The sequence below is a fragment of the Pseudomonas sp. MF6396 genome, from assembly GCF_002018915.1.
Lineage (GTDB): Bacteria > Pseudomonadota > Gammaproteobacteria > Pseudomonadales > Pseudomonadaceae > Aquipseudomonas > Aquipseudomonas palmensis.
The window spans coordinates 74,440-95,547 of the sequence record NZ_MVOK01000007.1; the positions used below are offsets into that span (position 1 = coordinate 74,440).

The window sequence follows — 21,108 nt, forward strand, 5'->3', positions numbered from 1 at the left end:
TCGAGTTTTCCATGAGCCCTCGACACCCGCTGCTGCGCAGCCTGGCGATCTACCGCGAAATGCCCTGGCGTTTCGCCCTGGTCGCCGGGCTGTTCGTTTTCATCAACCTGGGGCTGGTCTGGCAGCAATGGCTGATCGGCCATGCACTGAACGACGTGAGTGCCGGCGCCGCCGTGGTGCGCCTGGCCGATGGCAGCCTGGATGCACGCCTGGCCTGGCACTGGTTCTGGCTGATAGGCGCGGTGGCGCTGGGCCGCGCGGTGTTGCAGTACGCCGCGGCCATCGGCTCGCTGGTGCTCGGCCAGGCGCTGCTCACGCGCCTGCGCGAGCGCCTGCTGGCCCAGGTGCAGGCCCTGCACCTGGGCTACCACTGGCAGCACGGCATGGGCGAGATGGTCACCCGCACCACCCGCGATGCGGACAAGGTGCGCGATGCGCTGATCAGCTTCTGGCGCCAACTGGTGGAAACCCCGTTGGTGGTGCTGGCCACCGTCGGCCTGCTGGCCTGGTACGACCCGTGGCTGGCCCTGGGGCCGCTGCTGCTGACCGTGCTCGGGCTGGGCATCTTCGTGCACCAGACCGAGCGCCTGGTGGCACTGGACCGTGCCGTGGGCGCCGCCTACGACCGGGTCAACCAGGACCTGGCCGAAGGCATCGGCGCGGTACGGGTGATCAAGTCGTTCGGCCTGCAGGCCCAGCGCATCGAGGGCTTTGCCGCGCAGGTGCAGGTGTTTGCCGGGCATGCACGCCAGGCGCTGGCCTACGCCAGCTCGCGCATACCGCTGCCGCAGGCGGTGGTGGCGCTGGGGCATGTGTGGATCCTGGTGGTCGGTGCGCAGCTGGTGGCCCAGGGGCGCATCGGCATCGGCGAGCTGGTGACCTCGCTGCTGATCGCCACCACCCTGGTGTTTCGCATCGAAGGCATCGGCCGGGTGATGCAGACCTTCGCCGACGCGCGCGCCTCGGCCGAGCGTATCTGGCAGTTGCTCGATGCGCCGGTACACATCGTCAGCGGTCAGCAGTCGCTGCCCCCGGGGCCGCTGGGCCTGAAGCTGGAGGCTGTCGGCGTGGCAGCGCCCGGCGGTGGGCAGGCGGTGCTCAGCCAGTGCTCGTTGCAGATAGAACCCGGCGAGGTGGTCGCGCTGGTGGGCGCCACGGGCACCGGCAAGAGCCTGCTGGCCAGCCTGCTGCCGCGCCTGACCGAGGCCGACCAGGGCCGCGTGCTGCTGGGCAGCGCTGCACGGGGCTGGCACGACGTGCGCACCCTGGCGCTGGATGAACTGCGCCGGCGCGTGCATGTGCTGCCCCAGGAGAGCTTTCTGTTCGCCGACAGCCTGGCTGCCAACCTGCGCCTGGGTGCGCCCACGGCCAGCGACGCGCAACTGCTCGATGCACTGCGCCAGGCCAGCGCCGAGGACGTGCTGGCGCGCCTGCCCCAGGGCCTGGACACGCCGCTGGGCGACCGTGGCGTGACCCTCTCGGGCGGCCAGCGCCAGCGCCTGTGCCTGGCCCGCGCCCTGCTGGCGGCCCCCGACATCCTGTGCCTGGACGACGCCACCAGCGCGCTGGACGCGATCAGTGAACAGCGTGTGCTCGACACCCTGCGCCAGCGCCGCAGCGATGGGCATGCGCCGACCCTGCTGCTGATCGCCAGCAAGCTGAGCACCGTGCAACTGGCCGACCGCGTGCTGCTGCTGAGCAGTACCGGCATCACCGACAGCGGCAGCCATGCGCAGCTGCTGCAACGCAACCCGACCTACCGTGAACTGCTGGGGATCGAGCATGGCTAAGCCGCAAGCGGGCACTGCCCTGAGCGATATCGAAATAGAAGAATTGCTGGCAAGAAAGGCCCTGGACCGCAGCATGTTCCGGCGCCTGCTGCCCCTGCTGCGCCCGGTGCGCCGGCAGATCGGCTGGGTGATCGGCCTGGAGCTGGTGCTGGTGTTCACCGTGTTCCTGCGCCCGTGGTTCGTGCGCGAGCTGCTCGATCACGGGCTGATCCATGACGGCAACGCCTGGCTGCTGGACCCGCCGCTGGTGCTGTGGCTGGGCGCGGGCCTGGCGGCAAGCTGGCTGGGGCGCTTCGTGCTGGCGGGGCTGTCGCAGTACATCGCCGGCAGCGCCGCGATCAGCGTGCTCAACGACCTGCGCGTGCGGGTGTTTGCGCACGTGCAGGCGCTGAGCGTGGGCTACTTCGACCGCACCCGCGCCGGGCGCATCATTTCGCGGGCCGACCGCGACGTGGACGCGCTTGAGCCGCTGCTGATCCAGGGCCCGCCCGAGCTGCTCGGCGCCCTGCTGCGCTGCAGCCTGGCGGCGGTGATGCTGTGGCTGATCGAGCCGCTGTTCTTCTTCAGCCTGATCGGCAGCGTGCCGTTGCTGCTGCTCGCCACCTGGGGCTTCAAGCGTATCGCCCAGCGCAACTGGGCGAAGGTCGCGGAAAACCGCAGCCGCTTCACCGCCCATCTGGTGGAGAGCGTCAGCGGCGTGCGCCTGCTGCAGCAGACCGGCCGGCAGCAGACCAACCTGCAGCGTTACCAGGGCCTGCTGGACGACTTCAACCGCGCGCTGATTCTGGGCAGCCTGCGCTCGGGCTGGTTCGCGCCGTTCACCGCGCTGCTGGCCGCGATGGGCATGGCGGTGCTGGTGCTGGTGGGTGGCTACGGGCTGGCCGAGGGTTCGGTGACGGTAGGCCAGGTGGGTGAAAGCCTGTTCTACGTGATGCTGTTTCTGGGGCCGTTGCAGGAGCTGACCGACCTGTTCGAGCGCTATGCCACCGGTTCGGCTTCGGCGCAGCGGATCTTTCTGCTGCTGGACACCGCGCCGCAGATTCTCGACCCGCAGGTGCCCGTGGCGTTGCCCAGGGCGCGTGGCGAGGTGCGCTTCGAGCAGGTGCGCTTTGCCTATGAGCGTCAGGCGCCAACGCCGGTGATCGACGGGCTGGACCTGCACATACGGGCCGGCGAGGTGCTGGCATTGGTCGGGCCGTCGGGGCATGGCAAGAGCACGCTGGTGCAGTTGCTCACGCGCTTCTATGACGTGGACGGCGGCGCGGTGAAGCTCGATGGCATCGATGTTCGCCAGTTGAGCCAGCAGCAGTTGCGCCGGCACGTGGGTGTGGTGCTGCAGGACAACGTGCTGTTTGCCGGCAGCATCCTCGACAACCTGCGCCTGGCAGCACCGGGGGCGGACGATGCGACGCTGATCGCGGCGGCCCGCGAGCTGGGCGCCGATGAAGTGCTGGAGCGCCTGCCGCACCAGTACGCGACCCAGGTGGGGGCGCTGGGCGCGCACCTGAGCCATGGGCAGCGCCAGCTGGTGTGCCTGGTGCGGGCGTACCTGGCAGACCCCGCGGTGCTGGTGCTGGACGAAGCCACCTCGGCGGTGGACGTGCATACCGAGCGGCGCATCCAGCGGGCGTTGCGTCGGCTGTGCGAGGGGCACACGGCGATCATCATCGCGCATCGGCTGGCGACCATTCGCGAGGCAGACCGCATCGTGGTGATCGGCCAGGGCCGCCTGGTGGAGCAAGGGCCGCATGCGCAGTTGCTGGCCAGGGGTGGGGCGTATGCGGCGCTGCATCGCAGCTATGCGCGGGCCGGTTAGGGCCAATCGCGGGTCAAGCCCGCTCCCACAGGGGGGCATTGCTCTGGTGCTGCAACCGCCGCACCCACTGCTGCTGCACTGCTGCCCTGGCAGCAGTGCAGCAGCCCACCCCCCGCAAAATCGGGCCCGCACCGCGTGGCATGACGGTTGCACCACCTCTGGCACATTCACCGAGGAACAGCCATGAGCACCGAATTCTTCTGGCGCCTACCCCTGGGCACCGACGGGCCGCAATTGAGCACCGACCGGCACAACCGTGGCAGCTTCAGCCACCAGCACGGCCATATCGCACCCGGCCGGCTGGCAGACGGCCGCCCCGACGGCTTCACCTATATCGACTACATCGCCCAGGTGGCCAAGGCCGCCGAACTGGCCGGCTTCGAAGGCGCCCTGCTGCCCACCGGCCCCGAACCCTGGATCGTGGCCGCCGCACTGGCCCGCGAAACCCGCCGCCTGCGCTTTCTGATCGCCTTCCAGGCCGCCTGGACCCTGCCCGCCTATGCCGCACAGCAGGCCGCCATCCTGCAGCACCTGAGCCACGACCGCCTGGACTGGAACATCATCACCGGCGGCAACCCCGCCAGCCAGCGCGCCCAGGGCGACTTTCTCGACCACGACCAGCGCTACCGGCGCACCGGCGAATTTCTCGACATCATCGACGGCCTGTGGCGCAACGAGCACTTCAGCTACCAGGGCGAGGTCTATCAACTGGACAACGGCGCCCTGCCCGAGCACCTGGCCCATGTGCGCAAGCCGGGGGTGTATTTCTCCGGCTTCTCCGACCCGGCCCTGGACGTGGCTGCACGCCACGCCGATGTGTACCTGAACTGGGCCGAGCCGATCGAGCAGCTCAGGCCGCATATCGAGCGCGTGCGCGAGCTGGCCGACAGGCAGGGCCGCACGGTGCGCTTCGGCCTGCGCGTGGACCTGTTCGCCCGCGAAACCGAAGAGGCCGCCTGGCGCGACCTGCGCCGCCAGTTCGACAGGCTCGACGGCAGGCCCAGCGCCCTCTCCAGCACCTTCAGCACTGCCAGCGACTCGGTCGGCGGCGCCCGCCAGAGCGCCTATCACCAGAACATCCAGCGCTTCGACGACCTGATTCTGGGGCCAAACCTGTGGGCCGGTTTCGCCAAGGCCAAGCCCGGCCCCACCGTGGGCCTGGTGGGCAGCCACCAGAACATCGCCGAACGCCTGGCCGAGTACCGCGACGCCGGCTTCTCGACCTTCATCCTGGCCGGCAACCCGCACCTGGAAGAAGCCCTGCGCATCGGCCAGGAAGTGCTGCCGCTGGTGCAACAACGACAACCCATCAAGGACCCGATGCCCCTATGACCTCCCCTCTCGATACCCTCTGGTACACCCACAGCCCGGTGCCGACCGGCCTTGGCATCGCCGTGCAGACCGGGCGCCTGGCCGAGGCGTTCCAGCCGCTGGGCACTTCGATCCAGTCGCTGCGCGAGTCCAGCGAGCGCGAAGTGCGCGAAGCCCACTACGACCATCACCTGCCCAACTCGGTGCGCCACGGCGGCAACATTCCGGCGATCTGGGCCTACGCCAGCGGCGTGCAGACCCGCGTGCTGGGGCTGAGCTGGGCCGATGAGGTGCAGTTGATCCTGACCACCGAGGACAGCGGCGTGAAAAGCGTGCGCGACCTCAAGAACCGCCGCTTCGGCCTGCCCAAGTGGGCCAACGTGCAGATCGACTTCACCCGCGCCCAGGCCCTGCGCGGGCTGGAAAACGCGCTCAGGCTCGAAGGCCTGGACGTGGCCGATGTTGAGCTGGTGGACTACCCCTACGGCGGCACCCACAGCGACGAGCAGGTCACCCATGTGCATGGCGCCACGGTGACCCTGGGCATGAACCGGGTGAGCCGGCGCAACAACGAACTGATCGGGTTGCTGCGCGGCGATATCGACGCGATCTTCCTCAAGGGGGCCTCGGCCTTGCAACTGGCCCACGAGTTCGGCCTGCGGGTGGTGATCGACACCGGCTCGCACCCCGACCCGCTGATCCGTTCCAACAACGGCACGCCGCGCACCCTGACTGTTGACCTGAACCTGCTGCAACAGCATTTCGGCGCGTGCACGCGCATCGTCGACGTGGTGCTGCGTACCGAGCAGTGGGCCTGGGCCAACCCCGATGAAACCCGACGCTACCTGGCGCGCGAGCTCAACACCAGCGAGTACTGGGTGGCGGCGGCGTATGGCGAGGACGCGCACCGACGCCTGCGCACCACGCTGGACAGTCGCTCGATCGAGGCGCTGCAGGATTTCACCGATTTTCTGCATCGGTGGCATTTCATTGCGCGGCGCTTCGATGTGCGCGACTGGATCGATTTCAGTGTGCTGGAGGCGGTGATCGGGTCGACGTCGCGGGTGGCCACCTGATTGCTGGGGCTGCTTTGCAGCCCATCGCGGGTCAAGCCCGCTCCCACAGGATTCGCACGGTCCGTATGGGAGCGGGCTTGACCCGCGATGCAAGGCACAGCCTTGTCAACCGGTTGCTGCTGCAGCAGCAGGCGTTCCACAGCCCCCTGCTGCACCACTAGCAACCCACCCCGAAACACCCGATAAAACCCATGTAAATCAACAGCTTGCAAACATGGCACAAACCCTGCTCTAGCCCCGTATCAGCCACACTCGGGGAGCCACACCATGCATCAGCTTCATCCACTGGCCAGGGGCATCGGCCTGGGCCTGCTGCTCGCAGGCACCAGCACCGCCCACGCCGACGACAGCACCACGCCGGCACTCAAGACCGTCACCGTCACCGCACAACACCGCGAAGAAGCCCTGCAGGAAGTGCCGGTGGCGGTCAGCGCGGTCCAGGGCACCAGTATCACCGCCGACGGCGTGCGCGCCATGGGCGACATCACCACCTTCATCCCCAACGCCTCGGCCAAGAACCCCGATGGCGATGGCCGCCCGCGCTGGTACATCCGCGGCCTGGGCACCGGCGACACCGGCGCCGCCACGGTCTACCCGGTGGGCATCTATGCCGACGACGTCTACCTCAACGCACCCGTCGCCGGCGGCGGCCCGCTGTTCGACCTGGAGCGCATCGAGGTGCTGCGCGGCCCTCAGGGCACCCTGTACGGCAAGAACACCACGGCGGGGGCAGTCAACGTGATCTCGAAAAAGCCCACCTTCGACACCGACGGCTTCGGCACCATCGGCTTTGGCAGCAAGAACGAACGCATCCTCAACGGCGCCCTGGGCGGCACCCTGGTGGACGAACGCCTGGCCGGCCGGGTGTCGCTGTATTCCGAGGAGCGCGACGGCTTCACCCACAACCTGACCAACGACCAGACCTATGGCGACGTCAACAAGAAGGCCGTGCGCGTGCAGTTTCTGGCCAGGCTCAACCCGGACCTGGAGGCGCTGTGGAAGCTCCACGGGCGCCAGTTCAAGGGCGATGGCAGCAGCGGTTCGCTGCCGCTGGGCACCTATTACAACGTCGGCTACCAGCGCCCGCAGGGGCGGCGCATCGAGCTGAACGTGGACGAGCACTCCAAACTCGACCACGACGGCACCTCGCTGACCCTGAACTGGGACATCGGCGACTACCGGCTGACCTCCATCACCGCCTACGACTCTATCCGCCAGCAGTCGCTGACCGACGCCGACTACACCCCCTACGAGGTCAACGGCGCGAGCGACACCGACAACCGCTACGACCAGTACTCGCAGGAATTTCGCCTGGCCTCCCCGCAGCAGGAAACCCTGCGCTGGATGCTCGGCACCCATTACTTTCACGAAACCCTCGACAGCACCGACCGGCGTTTCGTGACGCCGGGCCCGACGCCCAACGGCACCGGCTCCAACCAGATCGGCGGGGTCGACCTGAGCAGCCTCGACTACACCCACAAGACCGACAGCTACGCGCTGTTCGGCAACCTGGCCTATGACCTGAGCGACAACTTCACCGTGACCGGCGGGCTGCGCTGGACCACCGAGAAAAAGAGCATCGACCTGGACCTGGCCCAGCTCACCCGCACCAGCGCCAACGGCCCGCTGGTGCCGCTGGGCGCTGCGGGTGCCAACGGCAACCGCGACGAGAGCAAGCGCTGGGACGCCTGGACCTACGATGTGACGCCCGAGTACCGCATCAACGACAACCTGCGGGTGTTCTTTCGCTATGCCCACGGCTTTCGCTCCGGCGGCTTCAACACCGGCCTGTCGAGCAACCTGGCGCAGCTGACCACGGTCGACCCGGAACAGCTCGATGCCTACGAGCTGGGCCTGAAATCGGAGTGGTTCGACCACCGCCTGACGGTCAACGCCAACCTGTTCTACTACGACTACCAGGACATCCAGGTCAACCTGCTGACGGTCAACAGCGGCGTGCTCACCACCGCGCTCACCAACGGTGCCAAGGGCAAGGTCAAGGGCGCGGAGCTGGAGATCGAGGGCCAGCCCACCGACTACCTGCACCTGCGCGCGGCGGTGTCGTTCCTGGACACCGAGTACACCGACTTCAAGAACGTCAACCCCACCACCGGCGAAGTGACCGCCGACTACAGCGGCAACAGCTTCGTGCGCTCGCCGCGCAACGTGGTGTCGCTGGGCGCCGACTACACCATCCCGCTGGCGATCGGCGGCAAGCTGGTGGCCGGCGCCGACGTGAGTTTTCGCGACAAGGAGTACTTTCTGGCCAACCGCCAGAGCAGCGCCGAGCCGACCCTCAGCCAGCCCCACTACACCCTGGCCAACAGCCGCCTGACCTGGTTCAGCGCGGATGAAAAGCTCAGCGTGAGCGGCTTCGTCAACAACCTCACCGACCGCCGCTACCAGGTGCACGGCCGGCCCAACGGCCCCCAGGGCCAGTACGTGCTGACCTACGGCGACCCGCGCACGGTCGGCCTCAGCGTCACCAGCCGATTCTGATCGAACGCGCCGGCGGCAGGCTGCCGGCGCACTTCAACTGCCTTGCAAGGAGTACACCCCATGTTGCGTCCCACCCCCTTGGCCGGCGCCATCGCGCTGGTCATCGGCAGCGTTGCCGTGCCCGAATGCTCTGCCCAGGCCGCACCCGGCGCGGATGACAAGCTCGATACCGTGGTCGTGGTCGGCACCCGCCGCAGCGACGTCACCGCGCTGCAAAGCGCAGCCCCGGTGGATGTGCTGAGCGCCGAAAAGCTGCAGGACACCGGCGCCAGCGACCTGTCCGGTGCGCTGACCGCCCTGTCGCCCTCGTTCAGCTTCCCGCAGTCGCCCCAGGGCGCGTTCGCCGGCTCCATCGCCCAGGGCGCCTCGCTGCGCGGCCTGGCGTCGGACCAGGTGCTGGTGCTGGTCAACGGCAAGCGCCGCCATACCAGCGCCAACGTGACCCGCCAGGGCCTGGCCAACGGGCGTGGCGCAGCGGCCGTGGACCTGAGCCTGATCCCGCTCAGCGCGGTGTCGCGGGTGGAGATCCTGCGCGACGGCGCCGCCGCCCAGTACGGCTCGGACGCCATCGCCGGGGTGATCAACATCGTGCTCAAGGAGAACGACGACGGCGGCAACGTGGGCTATCGCTTCGGCGGCTATGACAAGGGCGACGGCCTGCAGCGCAAGCTCAGCGGCTGGAAGGGCCTGGCCCTGCCCAACGATGGCTTCCTGACCCTGAGCTTCGATGCCGGCAGCCAGGACCCGGCCAGCGACACCAACCCCGACAACCGGATCTTCTACCCCGGCAGCACCAGCACCGATACCCCGCGCGAGCAGAACAACCGCTACCGCACCTGGCGCTGGGGCTCGGGCAATGTCTCGGACCAGTACAACCTGGTGGCCAACAGCGAAATCGGCCTGGGTGAAGGGCTGACCGCCTATGGCTTTGCCACCTATGCGCACAAGAACACCGACGCCGACGGCTTCTTCGACCCGCCCACCACCCTGGCCCGCAACTACGGCAGCGATGCGCTGCGCCGCTACCCGGACGGGCGCCTGCCGGTCACCCGCTACAACCTGCAAGACTATGCCGTGACCGGCGGCCTGCGCTGGGAGGACGAAACCCTGGGCACGTTCGACCTGGCTGCCAACTACGGCAACGACACGTTGAAGTCCACCGACCGCAACGCCATCAACCCCAGCTGGGGCACGGCCAGCCCGTCGAGCATCTACACCGGCGAGCGCGAGAACCAACAGACCAACCTGACCCTGGACTGGGTGCGCGACTTCCCCACCGACCTGCTGGCCAGGCCGCTGACCCTGTCGGCGGGCCTGGCCTGGCGCAAGGAGAACTACCACCTGGGCGCCGGCGAGGCGGCCGGCTGGCAGAACGGGCCGCTGTTCGGCAGCCTGGACCCGGTCAGCGGGCGGCCGATCCCCGGTTACTACTCGGGCATCACCAACGTCGATGCCGCGTCGCTGGAGCGCAAGGTGTTCGGCGCCTATGTCGACCTCGAAGGGCAGCTCACCGACAAGTTCCAGGCCGGCGTGGCGCTGCGCTCGGAGCATTACTCGGACTTTGGCGACACCACCAACGGCAAGCTGTCGCTGCGCTACGACTTCACCCCGCAGATCGCCGCACGCGGCAGCCTCAGCACCGGCTACCGCGCCCCTTCACTGGTGCAGAGCGGGCTGTCCTCGTTCAGCGTGCAGGTGGTGGAGCAGCCACCTGGCAGCGGCAACTGGGTCGAGGTGCAGCAGCGCACCCTGCGTGCCGACAGCCCCGAGGCCGCGCTGCTGGGCGGGCGCGCGCTCAAGCCCGAAGAGTCGACCAACTACTCCCTGGGCCTGGTGTGGCGCCCGCTGGCCAACGCCTCGGTGACCGTGGACGCCTACCGCATCGACATCGACAACCGCATCACCCTGTCCGACCAGTTGCCGGCCAGCGTGGTGGGGCCGATCTTCGCCGGTACGCCGTATGCCAACATCCAGAGTGCGGCGTTCTATACCAACATTGCCGACACCCGCACCGACGGCATCGAGCTGGCCGGCCAGTACCAGTGGGACCTGGCGCAGTACGGCCGGCTGGACCTGAACGCCGGCTTCGCCAAGACCCGCACGCGCATCACCGAACTGCGCGATGCCGGCGGCATTGCCGGCAACCAGATCGTCGGGCGCGCCACCCAGGGCCTGATCGAGCACGGCACCCCCGACACCAAGCTGACCCTCAGCGCCAACTGGCTGTACCAGAACTGGGGCGTGACCCTGACCCAGCGCCGCTACGGTGAATGGCAGAGCCTCAATGCCAGCAACCCCGACCTGGACCAGACCTTCAGCGCACAGTGGATCACCGACCTGGACCTGAGCTACCGCTTCGACCAGGGGCTGAAGGTCTCGGTGGGTGCGATCAACCTGTTCGACAGCCACCCCGACAAACTCGAAGGCCAGACCCTGTACGGGGTGCAGAAGTACTCGATCACCTCGCCCGAGGGCGCCCAGGGCGCGTTCTACTACACCAGCCTGAGTTACGACTTCTGAGTTTTGTCCGACAATAAAATTGAGCTGGATCAACGTTTGGCGTGATGTATGGCACTTAGCCTTCATCCACTGCGACAGCGCTTCTATAGTGTGGCGGGAACCACGTTCCCCCCACTCTAAGGAGCGTTCATGCTGCGCGTACTTTCACTGGAAAACCTCACCGTCACCCGCAAACTGGCACTGGGCTTCGGGCTGATGCTGGCCCTGGCGGTGTGGTTGGCCGCCACCGGCCTCAAGGGGTTGCACAACGACAAGACCTCGTTCGAGCGGATCAACCGACTGAGCACCCTGTTCGACGAAACGGTGTTTGCCCGCGAGGCCAACTACCAGTACGCGCTGGCGCCCCAGGCCGCCCACCTGGACACCCACCAGACCCACCAGCAGGCCTTGCACAGCGCACTGAACGCGGTGCTCGAGGACGTGCAGCGCGGCGCCTGGCCCGCCGAAGACCTGCAGACCGTGCAGCAACTGGCCGACGGCCTGCAGGGCTACATCACCACCCACCAGGCCGCCCTGGCCCTGGACCCGCCCGACAGCGCCCGGGTGGTGCAGGCCAACGCCCTGCTGGCCGACCTGCAGGGCAGCATCAACGTGCTGTACAAGAAGGAAGAGGAGCGCGCTGCCGCCAGCGTGGCCACGGTGGTCTCGATTCTGCTGGGCGTGACCGTCGCGACCCTGGTGCTGGGCACCCTGATCGCCTGGCTGATCGGCCGGCAGATCGTGCGCCCGCTGCGCCAGAGCCTGGAGGCGGCCGAGCGCATCGCCCACGGCGACCTCACCGTGCAGCTGGACAGCCATCGGCGTGACGAACTGGGCCAGCTGCTGCGCGCCATCGGCGACATGAGCCAGCGTCTGCGCGAGGTGATCACGCGCATTGGTCACGGCTCCTCGCAACTGGCGGTATCGGCCAGCCAGCTGGCCACCATCACCACCCAGACCCAGGCCGGCACCGACAGCCAGCGCAGCGACACCGACCGGGTCGCCACCGCCATGAACCAGATGACCTCGATGGTGCAGGCCGTGGCGCGCAACTCCGAAGACGCGGCCCAGGCGGCCCGCCAGGCCGACGAGGAAGCCAGCGGCGCCTCGGGCATCTCGCGCAATGCCATCGTGCAGATCGAGGCGCTGGCCGGCGAGGTCGGGGTGTCGGCCGAGTCGATGAGCCGCCTGCACCAGGAAATCGACCGTATCGCCAGCGTGCTCGGGGTGATCAAGGCCGTGGCCGGGCAGACCAACCTGCTGGCGCTCAATGCCGCCATCGAGGCGGCACGTGCCGGCGAGGCCGGGCGCGGCTTCGCAGTGGTGGCCGACGAGGTGCGCAGCCTGGCCCAGCGTACCCAGCAGTCTTCCGAGGAGATCGAGCACCTGATCGGCGAGTTGCAGCGCATTGCCAACGAGAGTACGCAGATCATGCAGTCCAGCGTGGAGCAGACCCAGTCGACCGTGACCGGGGTGCGCAACACCGGCGATGCGCTGGCGGCGATCACCCGGCAGGTCTCGGACATCCAGCAGATGAGCCTGCGCATCGCCAGCGCCGCCGAAGAACAGACCACGGTGGTCGAGGAAATCACCCGCAACGTGCTGCATGTGCGCGAAACCGCCGACCAGTCGGCACTGGCCAGCAGCGAGATCGCCAGCTCCAGCGTCGAACTGGCGCGCCTGGGCAGCGACCTGCAGAGCCTGGTGGTGCATTTTCGCACCTGACGGCTCGCGGCACGGGCTGCGGCGCAGGGCGCGGGCAGGTGAAGGGGGAAAACGGATTGACTCCGTTTCCTGGCTGACCCAAGCTTGCCCCACCCCGCCTGCCCGGATGCCGCATGTCAAAACCGCGCCTCTATACCCTGCTCAGCCTGCTCGTGCTGCTCGTCATCGGGCTGGGCTACGGCTGGCTGGGTGACGCCCCGGCCCCCGCGCCGGCCCCCAGCCATGGCTACACCAAGGCGCTGACCATGGCCCATGAAGGGCAGCCGGGGGCGGCGCGGGTGCTGTACCAGCAACTGGCGCGCGCCGACCTGTCGGGCATTCGCCGCGCCAGCCTGCATGCCGAGCTGCCCAACTACCCTTCGCCGCTGGCGCTGAAGCTGGCCGACCAGGACCTGAGCCACGACGACCCGCTGGTGCGCCGCGCGGCGATCGCCAGCATCAGCGCGCTGGTGCCGGCGCCGCAGCGCAGCGTGCTGCTGGGGCCGATGCTCGAAGACCCCGAGCAGAGCGTGCGCTTTGCCGCGGTCGATGCGCTGCTGGGGCTGGGCCCGGACGATGTCGGCCTGTACTACGGCCCGCTGCAGCAGGCACTGGAGCAGTACCAGCAGGCCTTGCTCAAGCAGCTCGACGAGGCCGCCGCCCAGGTGCACCTGGCCCGGCTGTACGTGCACGAGGGCCATGACGACGAGGCGGCGCAGGCACTGGAGCGAGCATTGGCGCTGGCCCCCGACGACCTCGAGGCACTGGCGGCCAAGGTGCGCCTGCTCGACAGCCAGGGCCACGCCGATGCCTCCCGCGAGCTGCTGGCCCAGGCGCTCAAGCGCCACCCCGACTCGGCCTTCCTGCAACACGAGCTGGGCCTGTGGCTGATGCGCCACGACCAGCACGAATACGCGCTGCTGGCGTTCGACCGGGCCCTGGCGCTGGACCCGGACAACGCCGAGTATCGCTATACCCTGGCGTTGACCCTGCACAGCCTGGAGCAGGTCGAGGTGGCGCAGAAGCAGCTTGAAACCCTGCTCGCCCGCCAGCCGGCCAACCGCAAGGCGCGGGTGCTGCTGATCGGCTACTGGAAAGAGACCGGCCAGCTGCAGAACGTGCAGGTGCTGCTGGCCCAGCTGGAGCAGCAGAACCCGGACGATCCGCTGGTGCAGCAAGGCCTCTGAGGCCCCTCGTCCGGGCTCCCGCAAGCGTTTTGAACCCCGCCGAAAGTGGCGTGTCCAGTGATAGTGCATGGATAAAAAGGCAATCGCCTGGCTGTGCGTTATCAAAGGAGATCGCCCGTGAACAATTCGGTGCCAAACGGCGAACGCGCACTGATACTTGCCCCGCCCACCCTCAGCCGCCTGGCGCTGAACCTGTTCGACGAAGCCGGCATACAGGCGCTGGCCACCCGCGACCTGGACGAGATGGCCGATGCCCTGGGCCAGGGCGCGGGGCTGGCCATCATCGCCGACGAGTCCCTGGGCGGCTTCGTGCAGTCGCCCGTGCACAACTACCTGCGTACCCAGCCCGCCTGGTCGGACCTGCCGGTGGTGCTGCTGACCAGCCCGGCCCGGGCGCCGGACGCCGACCTGCACACGGCGCTGGGCAACCTGTTCCTGCTGGCATGCCCGTTCCAGCCCAGCGGCCTGCTGGCCCTGACCCACGCTTCGCTGCGCGCCCGCCGTCGACAGTACCAGGCCCAGTACAGCGCGGCCCGCCTGCAGGACCTGGAGCAGCGGGTGGAAGAGCAACTGCGCCACCTGCGCGAAGACGAACAACAGCTGCGCCACACGCAGAAGATGGAAGCCATCGGCCAGTTGGCCGGCGGTGTGGCCCACGACTTCAACAACCTGCTTACCGGCATCGGCGGCAGCGTGGAACTGATCCGCCGGCGCCTTGCCCAGGGCCGCCAGGAAGACCTGCCCAAGCTTATCGACATGAGCCTGGGGGCGGTGCAGCGCGCCGCCAGCATGACCCATCGGCTGCTGGCATTCTCCAGCCGTCAGCCGCTGGATGCGGGCCCGGTCAGCCTGGCCAGCCTGCTGGACGGCGACCAGCTGCGCGCCCTGCTGACCCCGCAGATCGACCTGCAGGTCAGCCTCGACGCCGACCTGTGGCACATCGAGGTGGACGCGCAGCAGTTGCGCGAAGCCATCGACAACCTGCTGAGCAACGCCCGTGATGCCATGCCCAACGGCGGTGAGCTGCGCATCCACGCCGGCAACCGTCGCCAGGGCAAGCCGTTGCCTGGCGGGCATCCGCTGGCCAGCGGCGACTATGTACTGCTGAGCGTGCACGACAACGGCTGCGGCATGCCGCAAAGCAGCGTGGACCGCGCCTTCGACCCCTTCTTCACCACCAAGCCCATCGGCCAGGGCACCGGGCTGGGCCTGTCGATGGTGTATGGCTTCAGTCGCCAGTCCCAGGGGCACGTGGCGCTGTACAGCAGCATCGGCCATGGCACCCAGGTCGAGCTCTACCTGCCGCGTCATGTGGGGGATGTACAGGGCGCGCCAGCGCACGCCCCCGGCCCGCCGCCGGAGGCCAATGGCAGCAACCGCGTGCTGATCGTGGAGGACGACCACACGGTGCGCCAGCTGGTCCACGAGACCCTCGCCGAGCAGGGCTACCAGTGCTGCGAGGTGGCCGACGCCAGCCTGGCACTGTCGGTTCTGCGCTCCGACCGGCCGATCGACCTGCTGATCAGCGATGTGGGGCTGCCGGGGATGAACGGGCGCCAGCTGGCGGAGATCGCGCGCAAGCTGCGCCCGGGGCTGAAGGTGCTGTTCATCACCGGCTACGCCGAAAACGCCACCTCGTGCCGGGGCTTTCTCGACCCGGGCATGCAGATGATCAACAAGCCATTCAAGTTCACCCAGCTGACGCGCAAGGTGGCGCAGATGCTCGGCCCGGGCAACGCCCCATGAGCCTGCCCCAGCCCCCGCCGGTGGCCGGCCGGCAGGTCACCGAGCACGCCGTGCGGGTGCTTACGGTGAATGTGCACAAGGGCTTCAGCGCGTTCAACCGGCGTTATGTGCTGCCCGAGCTACGCGAGGCCGTGCGCAGCCAGGACGCCGACCTGGTGTTTCTGCAGGAGGTGCTGGGCAGCCACCGTGGCCATGCCAGCCGCCACCCGGACTGGTCCCACGTGCCGCAGTACGAGTTCCTGGCCGACAGCCTGTGGCCGCAGTACGCCTACGGGCGCAATGCGGTGTACCCGGACGGCGAGCACGGCAATGCGCTGCTGTCCAAGTTCGCCATCCGGCATTACGAAAACCTCGATGTGAGCGTGACCGGCAGCGAGCGCCGCGGCCTGCTCCACGCCGTGCTCGATGTTCCCGGCCAGCGTCCGCTGCACACCGTGTGTGCGCACCTGGGGCTGGATGAGCGCCAGCGCGTCAAGCAGTTGCGCCTGCTGTGCCGGCTGCTGGACAGCCTGCCCGCCGAGGCGCCGGTGATCGTGGCGGGCGACTTCAATGACTGGCGCCAGCGCGCCGACCAGCACCTGGCCGGCTGCGGCCTGGTGGAGGTGTTCACCCAGGCCCACGGGCGCCCCGCACGCAGCTTTCCGGCGCGCTGGCCGCTGCTGTGCCTGGACCGTATCTATGTGCGCAACGCCCAGGCCCGGCAACCCCGGGTGATGGGGCGCAAACCCTGGTCGCACCTGTCAGACCACTTGCCGCTGTTCGTGGAGGTACTGCTATGAAGGCCGACTGGCGCGAGGATAACGAGGTGCAATTGCTGATCAATGGCGAGGCGTACTTCCCGGCCGCCTTCGAGGCGATTGCCAATGCCAGGGAGCAGGTGCTGCTGGAGACCTTCATCATTTTCGAAGACAAGGTCGGCAAGCAGCTGCAACAGGTATTGATCGAGGCAGCGCAACGCGGCGTGCAGGTGGAGGTGCTGGTGGACGGTTATGGCACCGCCGACCTGAGCAACGCCTTTCTGCTGGCGCTGAGCCAGGCCGGTGTGCACCTGCAGGCGTTCGACCCGAGCCCGCGGCGGCTGGGGCTGCGCACCAACCTGTTCCGCCGCCTGCACCGCAAGATCCTGGTGATCGACGGGCACACTGCCTTTGTCGGCGGAATCAACTACAGCGCCGACCACCTGGCCGACTTCGGGCCGATGGCCAAGCAGGACTACGCCGTGCGGGTACGGGGGCCGATCGTGGCCGACCTGCAGCAGGCCACCCTGACCCTGCTCGACGCCCAGCGCGCCCGCCCTGTGCGGCCCCGGGGCTGGTGGCGCCGGGCGCCGCCGATCAGTGCCGACAGCGTGCAGGCGCGCATGTGCCTGTGCATCCGCGACAACGCCGAGCACCCCACCGACATCGAGCAGCACTACATGCGCGCCATCGTCACCGCGCGCGAACGGATCATCATCGCCAACGCCTATTTCTTCCCCGGCTACCGGATGCTGCGGGCCCTGCGCAATGCGGCCCGGCGTGGCGTGGACGTCACCCTGATCCTGCAGGGCATGCCCGACATGCCGCTGGTGCGGCTGTGCTCGCGCATGCTCTACAACTACCTGCTGCGCGACGGCGTGCGCATTCACGAGTACTGCGAGCGCCCGCTGCACGGCAAGGTCGCGGTGGTGGACCGCGAGTGGTCCACGGTGGGGTCGAGCAACCTCGACCCGCTGAGCCTGTCGCTGAACCTCGAGGCCAACCTGGTGATCCGCGACCAGGCCTTCAACCAGCTGCTGGGCGAGCACCTGCAGGCGCTGGCCCACAGCCAATGCAAGCCGGTGACCCTGCAACGGGTGCTGCGCGGTTACTGGTGGCGCGCGCCGCTGATCTTCATGGCGTTCCACTTCACCCGGCTGTTCCCGGCCATCGTCGGCTGGCTGCCTGCGCACCAGCCCCGGCTCAAGCCGCTGCAGCCGCCAGCGGCGCTCCAGGAGCCGCTGTCATGAAGCGTTCCGGCACACACTGGCAATGGGCGCGCCGGGCCCTGACCCTGGCGTTCTTCATCCTGATACCGACATTGCTGTTCATGTTGCTGCGCAACCAGGACTGGGGCGAGGTGCGTCACGCCCTGGTGTCGTACCCGCCCGGGGTGTTGCTGCTGGGCGGGGCGATTGCGGCGTGCAGCTTCGTGCTGTTCAGCTGCTATGACCTGCTGGGGCGGCGCTACACCGGCCACCAGCTGCCGGCGCGCCAGGTCGTGCCGCTGGCCTTCGTGTGCTACGCGTTCAACCTGAACCTGAGTGCCTGGGTGGGCGGGGTTGCCCTGCGCTATCGCCTGTATTCGCGCCTGGGGCTGGATGTACCGACCATCAGCCGCCTGCTCGGGCTGGGCCTGGTGACCAACTGGCTGGGCTACTTGCTGGTGGCCGGCAGCCTGTTCGCCTGTGGCCTGCCGCGCCTGCCGGCGGGAATGGAGATCGGCACCGGCGGGCTGCGCGTGATCGGTGTGCTGATGCTGCTGGCCGCTGCGGCCTACCTGGGCGCCTGCGCGTTCGCCAGGCGCCGCAGCTGGCAGGTGCGCGGGCAGGTGCTCACGCTGCCGGGCATCCGCCTGGCACTGCTGCAGGCCGTCATGGGGGCATGCAACTGGCTGCTGATGGGGCTGGTGATCTACACCCTGCTGCCGGACAAGGTGGGCTACCCGAGCATCGTCGGGGTGCTGATGATCAGCAGCATTGCCGGGGTGATCACGCATATTCCGGCAGGCCTGGGGGTGCTGGAGACGGTGTTCATCACCCTGCTGCAGGGCCAGTACGCCAAGGGCACCCTGCTGGCGGCGCTGATTGCCTACCGCGTACTGTACTTTCTGCTGCCGCTGCTGGTGGCTTGCATCGTCTACCTGCTGCTGGAGCGCGTGGCCAGTCAGGGCGCCGGCGTGCCGGCCCCCGGCCCACGCGACTCGGCGCGCTGAAGCATGGCCTTGACCTTGCGCTGCAGGCGGTCCAGCGGGAAGGGCTTGGTCAGCAGTTCCACCCCCGCCTCGAGGGTGTCGCGCTGGGCGATGGCTTCGTCGGTGTAGCCGGTGATGAACAGGATGTTCTGCTGCGGGTTGTGCCGGCGCACCTCGCTGGCCACCTGGCGCCCACTGAAACCGCCGGGCAGGCCGATGTCGGTGATCAGCAGGTCGACCGGCGGGCCGGCCAGGCACGCCGCCAGGCCTGAACGGCCATCCACGGCCTCGATCACGTCGTAGCCTTCCTGTTGCAGCACCTCCTTGATCAGCATGCGCAGGGTCGGTTCGTCATCGATCAGCAGGATCCGCCCCTTGCCCGGCACGCTGACCTTGGCCGGCACCGGTACGCTGGCCGCAGACTGGCTGTCGGCGCCACAGTAGCGTGGCAGCACCAGCCTGATGCGGGTGCCGCCGGTATCGGACGCCTCGATCCACACCCGCCCGCCCGACTGACGCACGAAACCGTACACCATCGACAGGCCCAGGCCGGTGCCCTGGCCCACGGGTTTGGTGGTGAAGAAGGGTTCGAAGGCGCGCTCCATCACCTGGGGGCTCATGCCCTGGCCGTCGTCCTCGACCGTCAGCGAGCAGTAGTCGCCAGGGGGCAGGCCGTCCCTGCCTGCGACCCGGGCATCGTAGCGTTCATTGCCGGTACTGATGGTCAGGCGCCCGCCGGCGCGCATCGCATCGCGTGCGTTGATGCATAGGTTGAGCAAGGCGTTTTCCAGCTGGTTGGCGTCCACCAGGGTGCGCCACAGCTGCGGCTCGACCTTCAGCTGCAGGGCGATGTCCGGGCCCAGGGTCTGGCGGATCAGGGCGTCCATGCCGTGCACCAGGGCATTGAGGTCTGCCGGGCGCGGGTCGAGGGGCTGGCGCCGGGCGAATGCCAGCAGGCGGTGGGTGAGCACCGCCGCGCGCTGGGACGCCTCCTTGGCGGCGGCGATGTAGCGATCCAGGCCGTCCAGCTGGCCACTGCCGATACGCCGCTCGATCATTTCCAGGCTGCCGCTGATGCCGGTCAGCAGGTTGTTGAAGTCGTGTGCCATGCCGGCGGTCAACTGGCCCACGGCATCCATCTTCTGGCTCTGGCGCAGCAGTTCCTCGGCTTGCACCAGGGCCGCGGCGCGCTCCTGGTCCAGGGTGATGTCGTGGCCGATGGCGGTATAGATGCCGGTGCTGGGCACGATCGACCAGTTGAACCAGCGGTAATGGCCGTCACGGTGACGGTAGCGGCACTTGAAGCCCTGCACGGTCTGCCCGGCCCGCAGTTGCTGGTGCACCGCTTCGATGCCCGGGCGGTCGTCGACATGGCACAGCTCCAGCACCGGCCTGCCGATGAACGAATCGTCCCAGCCCAGCAGCTCGCGACCGCAGGCATTGATGGCGTAGATCTGCAGGTCTTCGCGCACCAGCATCATGATGTCGCTGGACAGCTCCCAGATGCGCTCGTGGTCTGCGGTCTGCTCCATGATCTTCTGTTCGAAGGCATCGGCGCGTTCGCGCCACACCTGCTCGTTTCTGACCGTCTCGGTGGTTTCGAACACGGTGTTCAGAAAGCCCGCCACCTGGCCGGACTCGTCGCGCACCGGGCTGTAACAGAAGGTGAAGTACGCCCGCTCCACGTCCCCGTTGCGGTCGGTATCGAGCGCGAAGTTTTCCATGAACACCGCTTCGCCGGCGTAAGCCCGCTGCGCCAGGGCGCTGATATCGTCCCACACGTCGCTCCAGATCACGCTCAGCGGCTTGCCCAGCGGCGCCGGCTTGGCGCCGAGCAAGGGCACGAACGCGTCGTTGTGGATGCTGATCAGCTCGGGGCCCCACACCAGGCAACCCGGAAACTTGGAAGCCAGCAGCATGTCCACGGCGATGCGCAGCGAAGCCTGCCATTGCGGCGCCGGCCCCAGGGCGGTGCGGCTCCAGTCGAACTGGCGTACCGCATCGCTCATGCCGCCCGACAGGTTCGGGGCCGCTTCAGAATGGGGGGTGTGCATGATCGGGTGCGCTTCCTTGGGGCTCAAGGCTCGGACTGCTCGCCGATATCTTCGTTCCAGAGCTGGGGGTGGTCCTCGATGAATCTGCGCATCAGGCCGGTGCAGGTGGCGTCATGCAGCACCTGCAGGTTCACGCCACGGCTCTGCAGCAGGGCCTCCTCGCCCAGGAAGGTGTGGTGCTCGCCGATCACCACCTGCTTGATGCCGTACAGCAGGATGGCGCCGCTGCACATGGCGCAGGGTGACAGGGTGGTATAGAGGGTGGCGTCGGCGTACACGCTGGCCGGCTGGCGCCCGGCATCTTCGAGCGCGCTCATTTCACCGTGCAGTATCGCGCTGCCCTGTTGCACCCGGCGGTTGTGGCCGCGTCCGATGATCCTGCCCTGGTGCACGATCACCGAGCCGATGGGAATGCCACCTTCTGCCAGGCTCTTCCGCGCTTCGTCGATGGCGGCCTGCATGAACGGATCGGTGTGTGTGGACATGATGACGGTG

General features: G+C 68.2%; 13 protein-coding genes and 2 pseudogenes. 13 read left to right on the forward strand and 2 right to left on the reverse strand.

What is annotated here, in order from left to right; all coding sequences use genetic code 11:
• Positions 1-11 precede the first annotated feature (11 nt).
• The 13 genes and pseudogenes from MF6396_RS09275 to MF6396_RS09330 all read left to right on the forward strand — a co-directional run bounded on the left by MF6396_RS09275 (position 12) and on the right by MF6396_RS09330 (position 18,580).
• A complete protein-coding gene (locus MF6396_RS09275; protein WP_078480149.1) occupies positions 12-1,790 on the forward strand; it encodes an ABC transporter ATP-binding protein in 1,779 nt (592 codons plus the stop codon).
• Positions 1,783-3,606: an ABC transporter ATP-binding protein gene (locus tag MF6396_RS09280; protein WP_078480150.1), complete on the forward strand. Its 1,824-nt coding sequence runs from the start codon at positions 1,783-1,785 to the stop codon at positions 3,604-3,606. The genes MF6396_RS09275 and MF6396_RS09280 overlap by 8 nt, the downstream gene beginning before the upstream one ends.
• A gap of 183 nt (positions 3,607-3,789) precedes the next feature.
• Positions 3,790-4,938: an LLM class flavin-dependent oxidoreductase gene (locus tag MF6396_RS09285; RefSeq protein ID WP_078480151.1), complete on the forward strand. Its 1,149-nt coding sequence runs from the start codon at positions 3,790-3,792 to the stop codon at positions 4,936-4,938.
• The gene (locus MF6396_RS09290; protein ID WP_078480152.1) at positions 4,935-5,993 is read left to right on the forward strand and encodes an ABC transporter substrate-binding protein; all 1,059 of its coding nucleotides are present in this window, start codon (positions 4,935-4,937) and stop codon (positions 5,991-5,993) included. Before MF6396_RS09285 ends, MF6396_RS09290 begins: the two co-directional genes overlap by 4 nt.
• A gap of 267 nt (positions 5,994-6,260) precedes the next feature.
• Positions 6,261-8,492, forward strand: coding sequence for a TonB-dependent receptor (locus tag MF6396_RS09295; RefSeq protein WP_078480153.1), 2,232 nt, complete (start codon positions 6,261-6,263; stop codon positions 8,490-8,492).
• A 60-nt stretch (positions 8,493-8,552) separates the two neighbouring features.
• Positions 8,553-11,012 carry a TonB-dependent receptor plug domain-containing protein gene (locus MF6396_RS09300; protein ID WP_058540677.1) on the forward strand — a complete coding sequence of 820 codons (2,460 nt, stop codon included), beginning with the start codon at positions 8,553-8,555 and terminating at the stop codon, positions 11,010-11,012.
• A gap of 195 nt (positions 11,013-11,207) precedes the next feature.
• Positions 11,208-11,861 (forward strand): annotated as a pseudogene (locus MF6396_RS29440) (HAMP domain-containing protein); the annotation flags it as partial.
• Positions 11,862-12,146: 285 nt separating this feature from the next.
• Positions 12,147-12,716 (forward strand): annotated as a pseudogene (locus MF6396_RS29445) (methyl-accepting chemotaxis protein); the annotation flags it as partial.
• 113 nt (positions 12,717-12,829) lie between these two features.
• The gene (locus MF6396_RS09310) at positions 12,830-13,882 is read left to right on the forward strand and encodes a tetratricopeptide repeat protein (protein ID WP_078480154.1); all 1,053 of its coding nucleotides are present in this window, start codon (positions 12,830-12,832) and stop codon (positions 13,880-13,882) included.
• Between the two features lie 117 nt (positions 13,883-13,999).
• A complete protein-coding gene (locus tag MF6396_RS09315) occupies positions 14,000-15,628 on the forward strand; it encodes a response regulator (protein ID WP_078480155.1) in 1,629 nt (542 codons plus the stop codon).
• Positions 15,625-16,407 carry an endonuclease/exonuclease/phosphatase family protein gene (locus tag MF6396_RS09320; RefSeq protein WP_043862922.1) on the forward strand — a complete coding sequence of 261 codons (783 nt, stop codon included), beginning with the start codon at positions 15,625-15,627 and terminating at the stop codon, positions 16,405-16,407. The genes MF6396_RS09315 and MF6396_RS09320 overlap by 4 nt, the downstream gene beginning before the upstream one ends.
• Positions 16,404-17,615, forward strand: coding sequence for a cardiolipin synthase ClsB (clsB, locus tag MF6396_RS09325; RefSeq protein ID WP_054915377.1), 1,212 nt, complete (start codon positions 16,404-16,406; stop codon positions 17,613-17,615). Before MF6396_RS09320 ends, clsB begins: the two co-directional genes overlap by 4 nt.
• Entirely contained in the window at positions 17,612-18,580 is a 969-nt protein-coding gene (locus MF6396_RS09330) for a lysylphosphatidylglycerol synthase domain-containing protein (protein ID WP_078480156.1), read from the forward strand. Before clsB ends, MF6396_RS09330 begins: the two co-directional genes overlap by 4 nt.
• On the opposite strand, the gene MF6396_RS09335 is transcribed toward MF6396_RS09330, so the two are convergent.
• Entirely contained in the window at positions 18,532-20,613 is a 2,082-nt protein-coding gene (locus MF6396_RS09335) for an ATP-binding protein (protein WP_231390610.1), read from the reverse strand. The genes MF6396_RS09330 and MF6396_RS09335 overlap by 49 nt on opposite strands.
• A 23-nt stretch (positions 20,614-20,636) precedes the next feature.
• The gene (locus MF6396_RS09340) at positions 20,637-21,098 is read right to left on the reverse strand and encodes a nucleoside deaminase (RefSeq protein ID WP_238596426.1); all 462 of its coding nucleotides are present in this window, start codon (positions 21,096-21,098) and stop codon (positions 20,637-20,639) included.
• Between the last annotated feature and the right edge of the window lie 10 nt (positions 21,099-21,108).